This is a genomic window from Bradyrhizobium sp. SHOUNA76 (assembly GCF_023006445.1).
Classification (GTDB): Bacteria; Pseudomonadota; Alphaproteobacteria; order Rhizobiales; family Xanthobacteraceae; genus Bradyrhizobium.
The window spans coordinates 1-10,292 of sequence record NZ_JALBHA010000199.1 but is presented as its reverse complement, the minus strand read 5'-3'; the positions used below and the strand labels follow the sequence as shown (position 1 = coordinate 10,292).

Sequence of the window (10,292 nt, the reverse complement as noted above, 5' to 3'; positions counted from 1 at the left end):
TTCTGAGCCGGCATCAGCCCTGGCGGCTCGAACGCGATGCCCGCCGGCCGGGTGCCATCCGCCCGGCCGGCGCCTCCTCCGATCGGAGGATGTCGCATGCTACGGTTGTGTTATTCTCGCCGGCATTGATCATTCAGTGCCATTTTGAGCCATGCACCGACCGCAGAAACTGCCAGATATCGTCGAATCCATCTACGATGCCGGGCTCGATCCCTCGCTCTGGAACAACGTCGTTGCCGGCATTCGTGATTTCGTCGGTGGCCAGGCCTGCGGATTGTTTTCGAAGGACTCGATCAGCAAATGCGGCGTCACGCACTATTATTGCGGGGCGGACCCGCATTTCATCCAGCTCTATTCCGACACGCATTCGAAGTTCGATCCGCTCACGGTCCTGCCTCCACAGGGCAAGGTTGTGAGCGTGCCGGACCTCGTCGATTTCGAGGAATATCGCAAGGGGCGCTTCTACCAGGAATGGTTGCAGCCGCAGGGCTGCAGCGATGCGGCCAATGTCGTGCTCGAGATGTCGAATGCGAGCTGCCCCGTGATGATGACCGTGCTGTCGGGCCGCCGCATGGTCGATCGAGGCATGAAGCATCGCCTCTCGCTCCTTGTGCCGCACGCCAGCCGCGCGCTCCTCATCAACCGCGCTACGAGCGCGCAACTGACGCTGGCGACGGCACTCGGTGATGTCCTCGACAATTTGACGGCCGGGATCTTCCTGCTCGATGCCTTCTGCCGCCTGGTGCATGCGAATTCGGCCGGTCACGCCTTGCTCGCTGCCGACGACGTGGTCCGGTCCGTTGCCGGACAGCTCGTGACCTGCAGCACTGAAGCCAATCGGACGCTCCGCGACGCGCTTGCGGGCCGCCGCGACGGTGCGCTGCTTGCCGCAAGCGGCCATGCTGTGCCGCTGCTGTCACCCACGGGCGAGCGTTACGTCGCTCATCTGCTGCCGTTGTCCTCTCTGCTGCGCAACAGCAGCGAGCGCGTGGTCGATGCCGCCGGTGCGCTGCTTGTGCGCAAGGTGTCGCTCGATGGACGGTTTTGTGGCGAATTGATCGCGCGGACGTTCGATCTGACGCCGGCGGAGCTCCGCGTGTTCCTGTCGATCGTCGAAGTCGGCGGTGTCCCGGAGACGGCGGCAGCGCTCGGCATAGCAGAAACGACGGTGAAGACGCATCTGCATCGCGTCTTCGCCAAGACCGGCGTCGGCCGGCAGGCCGATCTCGTCAAGCTCGCGGCGGGATTTGCCAATCCGCTCGTCCATTGACCGGCAAATCGCTGTCGGCGTTGAACCTTTTGCTTCCGCAATAGACTCACAGAAGCCGCCGGGCATGAAGAACATTCCGCAAATCTCCAGGCTTGACATCATTGGCTGTTCCGATGCCCCGACCTCCAGGTCATTCCGAGCTGATCGAGAGTATCTATGATGCGGGACTCCACCCTGAGTTGTGGCGTGACGTCGTCGTCATGCTCAATGCGTTCATCGGCAGCCAGGCCTGTGGCTTGATTTCGAAGGATACGGTCAGCAAGTCCGGCGCGACGCACTATTATTGTGGGGTTGATCCGCATTACATCCAGCTCTACTCCGAAACCTACGCGCGGTACGATCCGCTCGCCCGGCTTCCCGGGTATGGCGAGGTGCGCAACATTCCCGACCTCGTGAATTTCGACGAGTACCGCCGCGGCCGTTTCTATCAGGAATGGTTGCGTCCCCAGGGCTGTGTCGACGTCGCCAACGTGGTGCTGGAGCAATCGAAGTCGCCGTGTCCGATGCTGCTGACCGTCATTCCGGGCAGGGACATGCTCGACGACGAGCAGCGCGCGCGAATGCAGTCCCTCGTCCCGCATGCGAGCCGGGCTCTGATGATCAACCGCGCGATCGAGCGGAAGCAGCAACGCGCGACCGCGCTGGCCGACGTCGTGGACCGCCTGAACGCCGGCGTCATCCTGCTCGATTCAACCTGCCGGATCGTCCACAGCAATTCGGCCGCGGAGACGATCCTGGCCGCCGACGATGTTCTACGCTCCATCTCGGGTCGGCTGGTGACGAGATCTTCCGAGGCTAACCTCGCCCTGCGCAATATCTTCCGTGATCCGGGAGAGGTTGCCGTGGCGGCGGCAGACGGTCGAAAGATCCCTCTGACGTCGCATGACGGATCGCACTACGTCGCACACGTGATCGCGCTGCCCTCGCTGCTGCGCGATGGTGCGACGGAGCGCACGGCGGCCGTCGGGGCCTTGCTTGTCTGGAAAGCGGAACTCGACAGTCGCTCATGTGCAGGCCTGATCGACCGCACGTTCGAATTGACGCCTGCGGAACTGCGTGTCCTGCAGTCGATCGTCGAGGTCGGCGGTGTGCCGGAGACCGCGGCTGCGCTGGGGATCGCCGAGACGACGGTGAAGACGCATCTGCATCGTGTCTTCGCCAAGACCGGCGTTTCCCGTCAGGCCGATCTCGTCAAGCTTGCGGCGGGATTCTCCAATCCGCTTCTGCACTGACGCGCACGCGCGTTGCGGACCGATCGCTGCAGCTCGGGGCCAGGTTCAAACATAGACATCATCAGAAAGTTATCGCGCGTCATTCGATCGAATGACGCGATTTTCTGCATTCTCTTCTAGAGACACGTCACACGAATACTTGTTCGGCGTATCGGAGTTTTTGTGAAGCAACTCACAGCAGGCTGGAGTGAATCTCATCATTCTCTCGTACAGGTTGAGAGGAGATCGTCGTGCGAAGGACGTCGCTTGCTATGGCCGACAAGTTCCGTGACATCGTCGCTCGCGTCGGCGCTGTGCTTCGCGAGCAGCGCAAGATCGACGCGCGGCGCGCATTGCAGCGTTATCACCATCTGCTGGCTAAGCCGGACGAAACATTGCCTTTGAACGAAATCATTCCGGCCGGCAAGGAAGAGGATGTTTCAGGAAATGCCTACGGATCTGATGCGCGCGAGCGCGACGCCGGCCAAGCTGCGTTCGAGCGCGCGTAATTTCAACATCGTCGCGATCGTGCTGACCGCGGCGCTCGTCGCTCTTCAGCTGGTCGGACTGGCGCTTCTGGAACGATCTCACGCCCTCGCGATGCACGTGTCGTTTCCGCGTGAGGCGGCCGTCTGCACCGAGAGCCCCGATTCTGTTGTCCCGCAGATCCCCTACGATTGACCGGAGGACGATCCGTGCCCGATGTTACGACTCTGATTCTGCTTAGCGTTGCCGTATTCGCCGGCGCCTTCGTTTCGGGGCTCTCCGGTTTCGCGTTCTCCGCCGTGGCGGGCGCGATCCTGCTTCGGGTGTTTCAGCCCCTGGAGGCCGTGCCGCTGATGATGGCGTGCAGCATCGGCGTGCAGGCAACCAATCTGTGGGCGCTCCGGCGCAGCATCCGCTGGGAGGGCAGTCTCCTGCTGATCGTCGGCGGATTGATCGGCGTACCCATCGCGGTGTCGCTGTTGCAGAGCGCGGATACGCATCTGCTCAGGCGCGGCTTCGGCATCGTCGTCGCGCTCTATGCGGCCTACATGCTGCTGCGCCCGACACTGGTGACTGCCGGTGAGACGGTGGGCCGGCACTGGGTCGCGCTGATCGGGTTCGGAGGTGGGCTCGTCGGCGGGCTGACGGCGATGCCGGGTGCAATCCCGACGATCTGGTGTGACATGCGCGGCATGCCCAAGAGCGAGCAGCGCGGCCTGGTGCAGCCTTTCATCGCCGCCATGCAGGTCTTTGCGATCGTCCTGCTGGTCGGACATCAGGACCTGTCGTCAAGAGTCTTCGTGGATCTCGCGGTCAGCCTGCCGGCGCTGTTTGCCGGATCAGTGCTCGGCGTGATCGCCTTCCACCGCGTCAACGAGACGGTCTTTCGCAAGACCGTGCTCGTTCTGTTGCTGCTCTCGGGGATTTCCCTGGTCTAGTGCCCAGGGTTGGCGACTGAACCTTGAACCGGCGCCACGCCGACGTCGCTGCCGTGATGCACCAGCGGTTTGTTGCCGGTGACGGTCCGCAGCAGCACATAGAACACCGGCGTCAGGAACAGGCCGAACACGGTGACGCCGATCATGCCGGAGAACACCGCAACACCCATGGCGCGCCGCATCTCCGAGCCCGCACCAGTCGAGAGCACCAGCGGCAGCACGCCCATGATGAACGCCATCGACGTCATCAGGATCGGGCGCAGCCTTAAGCGGCTCGCCTCGATCGCGGCCCGGATCGGCGTCCGTCCTGCGAATTCGAGCTCGCGCGCGAATTCGACGATCAGGATCGCGTTCTTGGCGGAGAGTCCCACGAGGACGATAAGCCCGATCTGGGTGAAGACGTTGTTGTCTCCCTTGGAGATCCAGACGCCGAACATCGCAGCGAGCAGGCCCATCGGCACGATCATGATGATCGAGAGCGGCAGTGTCAGGCTCTCATAGAGCGCGGCCAGCACCAGGAACACCAGGAGGATCGCCAGCGGGAACACCCAGAGGCCGGAATTGCCGGCGATGAACTCCTGATAGGTCAGGTCGGTCCATTCGAAGGCAAAGCCGGGCGGGAGCACCTCCACCGCAATCCGCGTCGCCGCCTCCTGCGCCTGGCCCGACGAAAAGCCAGGTGCCGCTGCCGCGTTGATGTCGGACGAGAGGAACCCGTTGTAGCGGATCGCGCGCTCCGGCCCCGCACTCTGGCGGATAGTGAGCAGCGCCGACAACGGCACCATGTCTCCGGAAGACGAGCGCACCTTCAACTGCCTGATGTCGTCGGCACGGGCGCGGAACGGCGCGTCAGCCTGGACGCGGACGGAATAGGTGCGGCCAAACTTGTTGAAGTCGTTGACGTAGTAGGACCCCAGGTAAATCTGAAGCGTGTTGAACACCTCCGGCACGGGCACGCCAAGCTGCAGCGCCTTGGTGCGATCGATGTCGGCGAACAGCTGGGGCACGTTAACCTGGAAGCTCGAGAACACGCCGGCGATCTCCGGCGCCTTCTGCATCGCCGCCATGAACGCTTTGGTCGCCTCGTTCAGCGCCTCATAGCCGAGACCGGCGCGGTCCTCGATCTGCAGCTTGAAGCCGCCGATGGTGCCGAGGCCGTTGACCGGCGGCGGCGGGAACATGGCGATGAAGGCTTCCTGGATGCCGGCATATTTCTTGTTCAGGTCGGCCGCAATTGCGTTCCCGCTCAGGGCCGCATCCTTGCGCTCGTCGAACGGTTTCAATGTCGAGAACACGATGCCGGCGTTGGACGAGTTGGTGAAGCCGGAGATCGACAGGCCGGGGAAGGCGACAGAACTCTCGACGCCGGGCTGGGTCAGGGCGATGTCGCTCATCTTGCGGATGACGTCTTCGCTACGGTCGAGCGTGGCACCATCGGGCAGGCGGGCGAAGCCAACCAGATATTGCTTGTCCTGGCCCGGCACGAAGCCGCTCGGCACCTGCTGGAACAGGAGGGCGGTGAGGCCGACCAGCACCGCGTAGAGGCCCATCACCGCGGCCTTGCCCGAGATCACCCTGGTGACGCTGCCGCCGTAATTCTCCGAGGAGCGCGTAAAAGCCTTGTTGAAGCCGCGGAAGAACCAGCCAAGGCCCTTTTCCATGATGAGCGTTAGCCTGTCCTTCGGCTCGTTGTGTCCCCTAAGCAGCAGCGCCGACAGCGCCGGCGACAGCGTCAGCGAGTTGACGGCCGAGATCACGGTCGAGATCGCGATCGTCAGCGCAAACTGCTTGTAGAACTGCCCGGTGAGGCCGGAGATGAAGGCGAGCGGCACGAACACGGCGATCAGCACCATGGCGATCGCGATGATCGGCCCCGAGACCTCGCGCATCGCCTGATAGGTGGCATCACGCGGCGACAGCCCGGCCTCGATGTTGCGCTCGACGTTCTCGACCACGACGATGGCGTCGTCGACGACGATGCCGATCGCGAGCACGAGGCCAAACAGGCTGAGCGCATTGATGGAGAAGCCGAACACGTGCATCACGGCAAACGTGCCGACGATCGACACCGGCACGGCCAGCAGCGGGATGATCGAGGCGCGCCAGGTCTGCAGGAACAGGATCACCACCAGCACCACCAGCGCGATCGCCTCGAGCAGCGTGTGGATCACCGCCTCGATCGAGGAGCGCACGAACTGGGTGGGATCGTAGACGATCTGGTAGGACACGCCCTCGGGCATGTTCTTCTTGATCTCCGCCATGGTGGCGCGGACATTGTCGGAGATCTGCAGCGCGTTGGAGCCGGGCGCCTGGAAGATCGGGATCGCCACCGCCTGCTTGTTGTCGAGCAGCGAGCGCAGGCCGTATTCGGAGGCGCCCAACTCGATGCGCGCGACATCGCGCAGCCGCACCACTTCGCCGCGCGCGCCGGTCTTGACCACGATGTCGCCGAACTGGTCCTCGTTCGCAAGCCGGCCTTCGGCGTTGACGGAGAGCTGGAGATCGATGCCCGCAACGTTCGGGGAGGAGCCGACCACGCCGGCGGCGGCCTCGACGTTCTGCGCCTGGATCGCCCGCACGATGTCGCTCGCGGTCAGTCCATGTTCGGCGGCCTTCTGCGGATCGACCCAGACCCGCATCGAATAGTCGCCGGCGCCATAGAGCTGCACGTCGCCGACGCCGTCGATCCGCGCCAGCCGATCCTTGACGTTGAGCACGGCGTAGTTGCGCAAATACGTCATGTCGTAGCGGCCGTTCGGCGACAGCAGGTGAACGACCATGGTGAGATCGGGCGAGGACTTCTTGGTGATGATGCCGAGCTGGCGCACCACGGCGGGGAGGCGCGGCTCGGCCTGCTGCACGCGGTTCTGCACCAGCTGGGTCGCCTTGTCAGGGTCGGTGCCGAGCCGGAACGTCACTGTCAGCGTCATGGCGCCGTCGGTGGTCGCCTGGCTCGACATGTAGAGCATGTTCTCGACGCCGTTGATCTGCTCTTCGATTGGCGTTGCCACCGTCTCCGCGATCACCTTGGGATTGGCGCCGGGATAGGTGGCGCGGACCACGACGGACGGCGGCACTACGTCGGGATATTCCGAGATCGGCATCGCGAACAGCGAGATCAGGCCGGCAAGGAAGATCAGGACCGAGAGAACGCCTGCAAAAATCGGACGATCAATGAAGAACTTTGAGAGATTCATGGCTTTGCCCCTGCGCGAGAGACAGCTCTCCCGTCATTCCGGGGCGTGGGCGAAGCCCGTGAACCCGGAATCCAGAAGTGATGTCTTGGTGTTCTATGATTGCGTCACTCCGGGGTCGTGCTGCCCGCGCGCCCCGGAATGACGTGGCTTAGCGTTGCACCACATCCTGGTTGCTGTGGTTGGAAGCCGCTTGCTGCCCACGCGCACCCATTGCGGCGACCTCCGTCTTGAGCAGGGCGCCCGGACGCACACGCTGCAGGCCGTTGACGACGATGCGGTCGCCTGACTTCAGGCCGTCAGTCACGATGCGCAATCCGTCCACGGCGCCGCCGAGCGTGACCGGCCGGTAAACCGCCCGGCTGTCGTCACCGACCGCCATCACGAACTTCTTGTCCTGATCGGTGCCGATCGCGCGCTCATCGATCATCACCAGCGACTGCTGCTTCGGCTGACCCATGCGCACGCGGGCGAACTGGCCGGGGATGAGACGCCCGTCCTCGTTCTGGAAGACCGCGCGGACACGGATCGTGCCGCTCTGGCCGTTGACCTGGTTGTCGATCAGTTGGATGTGGCCTTTCGCCGAGAGACCGCCGGAGGTCGTCATCTCCACTGGAATCTGGTCGAGCTTGCCGCGCTGCCCTGTGGCGTCCGCGATCGAGTTCAGCGCACGCAGCACGACCTCCTCATCTGCATCGAACGACGCATAGATCGGATTGACCGAGACCAGCGAGGTCAGCACCGGGGAGGCGGTGCCGGCAGCGACGAGATTGCCGACGGTGACCTCGATCTTGCCGACGCGGCCGTCCACGGGCGCGCGCACCTCGGTGTAGTCGAGGTTGAGCTTTGCAGTCTGGAGCGTCGCCTCGGCCGCCTTCACGTTGGCGATCGCTTCGCGGTTGGCGTTCTCGCGCTGATCGAAATCGCGGCGTGTCACGACGGCGTTGCCGACGAGTTGCGCGCCGCGTTCGACCTCGCTGGTGGTGAATACCACGCGCGCCTTCGCCGCCTCGAGCTGGGCGTTGGCCTTGTCGACCTCTGCCGCGTAAGGCGCCGGGTCGATCTTGAACAGGACGTCGCCGGCCTTCACCAGCGCGCCTTCAGTGAACTTGGTTGCTAGGATCGCGCCGGCGACGCGAGGGCGGAGCTCGACGCGGTTGATGGCTTCCAATCGGCCGGAGAAGTCGTCCCACAGTACAGTTTGCCGCGGCTCGATCATGGCGACGGTGACGGGCACCGCCTGTTCAGCCGCGGCGGCCGTTGCGGTTGCCTGGGCCGGCCGAAAATAGTGGCTGGCCGCGATCGTACCGGCCACGGCAAGGACGCCGATGATGGCGACGCCGCCGAGGAGGCGGCGAAGGCGGCCGGCATTGGAGGTATTTTGAGTGGGGTGCATTTGCGCGCTCCAGATATGTAGTGTTCACTACAGATGTGGAGCTGGATATCGCAATGCAAGATACTTATGTATCATTCGCTAAGAAAATTGTACGCCGATACCGCGACAATGGGAAGGCACAAGAAAAAGAAAGCCAGAACAAATAGATAGGATCCGGCGTTAGCTGGATATGGGACGCCGATTCCGAGGAGACAGGCACATGGGCATGGGACGCCCCCGCGAATTCGATGCCGAGATGGCGTTGGACCAGGCGATGGAAGTGTTTTGGCGCCATGGCTATGAAGGCGCCACTATCGCGCAGCTGACCGAGGCCATGGGCATCAATCCCCCGAGCCTCTATGCCTGTTTCGGCAACAAGGAAGGCCTGCTCAAAGCCGCGCTCGATCGCTACAGCAAGCTGCGCGGTGTCTGGATGGACGAGGTGGTCGCCGCACCGACCGCCCGCGACGTCGCCGAGCGGATGCTGATGGGCATCGCCGACAAGCAGACTGATCCTGCCAATCCGCCCGGTTGCCTGCTCGTGCAGGGCGGCATCGCCTGTGGCACCGGCTCCGAGAACGTCCCGTTCGAGCTCGCCGCCCGCCGCGCGGAGAACGAAGACCAGCTCCGCGACCGCTTCATCCGAGCCAAGGCCGAAGGCGATCTGAAGCCGAGCTCCGATCCCGCCGCGCTCGCGCGTTATGTCTTGGCCGTGTCAGTCGGCATGGGCGTCATGGCGTCATCCGGCGCGGATCGCGAAGCGCTGCGGCAAGTGGCGAGCGTGGCGGTGGAGGCGGTCGAGGCGCAGTCGGCCAACAGAACTTAGTCGATCATCTCGCGGAGTGCATTGCAGCTAGCCGCGGCGGCGGGACGAAGCCGCCGAACTCGCGTTCGATCAGCCCGGCGAGTGCAATCGTCGTCCGGTCCTCCAGGTACGGCCCGATGATCTGGACGCCAATCGGCAGACCCGAACGCGTGCGCTCGATCGGAACGGCAGTCGCAGGGAGTCCGCAGGTCGAGGCGGGATCGGCCCAGATGAAGCAAGCATCGGCGTAGTTGTAGAGCTTGCCGTCGATGTCGAGCTGTCGCGCGTCGAACGGTTCGGACTGGTCCTGCGGAAAGGCCGGCACCGCTGCGCACGGGTAGATCACCGCGTCGAACTCGCGGAACAACTGATACCACTTCTGTTGCAGTTGCAGGCGGGCCGCGTCAGTCGCGAGCCATTCGCGATGGAGCATCCCCCAGCCGCGGGCGCGCTCGGCCTGCAGGCTGTTGTCGTTGGGCACCAGTGCTGCGGCAACTTCTTGCGCCTCCGCGAGCGCGGCCGGTGTCAGGCGCGGACTCCGCGCTCCGTTCAACAGTTTCATGTAGAGCCGCGCGGAGTCGGCGAGATCGGGCAGCGACGTGCTGTCGCGCGCGACCCGTGCGCCCGATCTGTCGAGCCGGTCGGCCAATCGCCCAATGGCAGAACGTACGGCGTCACCCGTCGGCATCCGCGGATGGGTATCGATCACGAGGATCCTGAAATCCCTGAGATTGTCATGCCGCGGGGCGGGCAGCTCAAGGCGATAGCCGATCCCCTCGCGCGTCTCGTCGGGGCCGGCGATCACGTCGAGCGCCAGCGCAAGGTCCGAAGCCGTGCGCGTCATCGGCCCGACGACAGCGAGATCACCCTGGCCGGGAACGGGTGGTGCCGGCGGCAGACCGTATCCGCGCAGTGGCACCAGGCTGAGACTCGGCTTGTGTCCGAACACACCGCAGAAATGCGCAGGCACGCTAGACCTCGCCCCCGGCCACGGCAATCGCCTGCCCCGTGAT

The 10,292-nt window shown here is 64.1% G+C and carries 9 protein-coding genes; 6 read left to right on the top strand and 3 right to left on the bottom strand.

The window, feature by feature from the left end:
• Positions 1–151 precede the first annotated feature (151 nt).
• From MOV74_RS20355 to MOV74_RS20335, 5 genes are all read left to right on the top strand, one after another.
• A complete protein-coding gene (locus MOV74_RS20355; RefSeq protein ID WP_246926026.1) occupies positions 152–1,270 on the top strand; it encodes a helix-turn-helix transcriptional regulator in 1,119 nt (372 codons plus the stop codon).
• Between the two features lie 113 nt (positions 1,271–1,383).
• The gene (locus tag MOV74_RS20350; RefSeq protein ID WP_246926024.1) at positions 1,384–2,502 is read left to right on the top strand and encodes a helix-turn-helix transcriptional regulator; all 1,119 of its coding nucleotides are present in this window, start codon (positions 1,384–1,386) and stop codon (positions 2,500–2,502) included.
• Between the two features lie 251 nt (positions 2,503–2,753).
• Positions 2,754–2,990: a hypothetical protein gene (locus MOV74_RS20345; RefSeq protein WP_246926023.1), complete on the top strand. Its 237-nt coding sequence runs from the start codon at positions 2,754–2,756 to the stop codon at positions 2,988–2,990.
• Positions 2,944–3,162 (top strand): hypothetical protein, encoded by a 219-nt coding sequence (locus MOV74_RS20340; RefSeq protein ID WP_246926020.1) that lies wholly within the window; start codon positions 2,944–2,946, stop codon positions 3,160–3,162. The genes MOV74_RS20345 and MOV74_RS20340 overlap by 47 nt, the downstream gene beginning before the upstream one ends.
• Positions 3,163–3,176: 14 nt before the next feature.
• Entirely contained in the window at positions 3,177–3,905 is a 729-nt protein-coding gene (locus tag MOV74_RS20335) for a sulfite exporter TauE/SafE family protein (RefSeq protein ID WP_246926019.1), read from the top strand.
• Here the strand turns inward: MOV74_RS20335 and MOV74_RS20330 are convergent.
• Together MOV74_RS20330 and MOV74_RS20325 are read right to left on the bottom strand one after the other, a co-directional pair.
• Positions 3,902–7,102, bottom strand: a complete 3,201-nt coding sequence (locus tag MOV74_RS20330; protein ID WP_246926017.1) for an efflux RND transporter permease subunit — start codon at positions 7,100–7,102, stop codon at positions 3,902–3,904. The genes MOV74_RS20335 and MOV74_RS20330 overlap by 4 nt on opposite strands.
• A gap of 148 nt (positions 7,103–7,250) precedes the next feature.
• Positions 7,251–8,495 carry an efflux RND transporter periplasmic adaptor subunit gene (locus tag MOV74_RS20325; RefSeq protein WP_246926016.1) on the bottom strand — a complete coding sequence of 415 codons (1,245 nt, stop codon included), beginning with the start codon at positions 8,493–8,495 and terminating at the stop codon, positions 7,251–7,253.
• Between the two features lie 199 nt (positions 8,496–8,694).
• Between MOV74_RS20325 and MOV74_RS20320 the strand changes: the two genes are divergently transcribed.
• The gene (locus MOV74_RS20320; protein ID WP_246926015.1) at positions 8,695–9,300 is read left to right on the top strand and encodes a TetR/AcrR family transcriptional regulator; all 606 of its coding nucleotides are present in this window, start codon (positions 8,695–8,697) and stop codon (positions 9,298–9,300) included.
• Positions 9,301–9,304: 4 nt separating this feature from the next.
• On the opposite strand, the gene MOV74_RS20315 is transcribed toward MOV74_RS20320, so the two are convergent.
• On the bottom strand, positions 9,305–10,292 hold a 988-nt coding region (locus tag MOV74_RS20315; protein WP_246926014.1), incomplete at its 5' end, for an amidase family protein.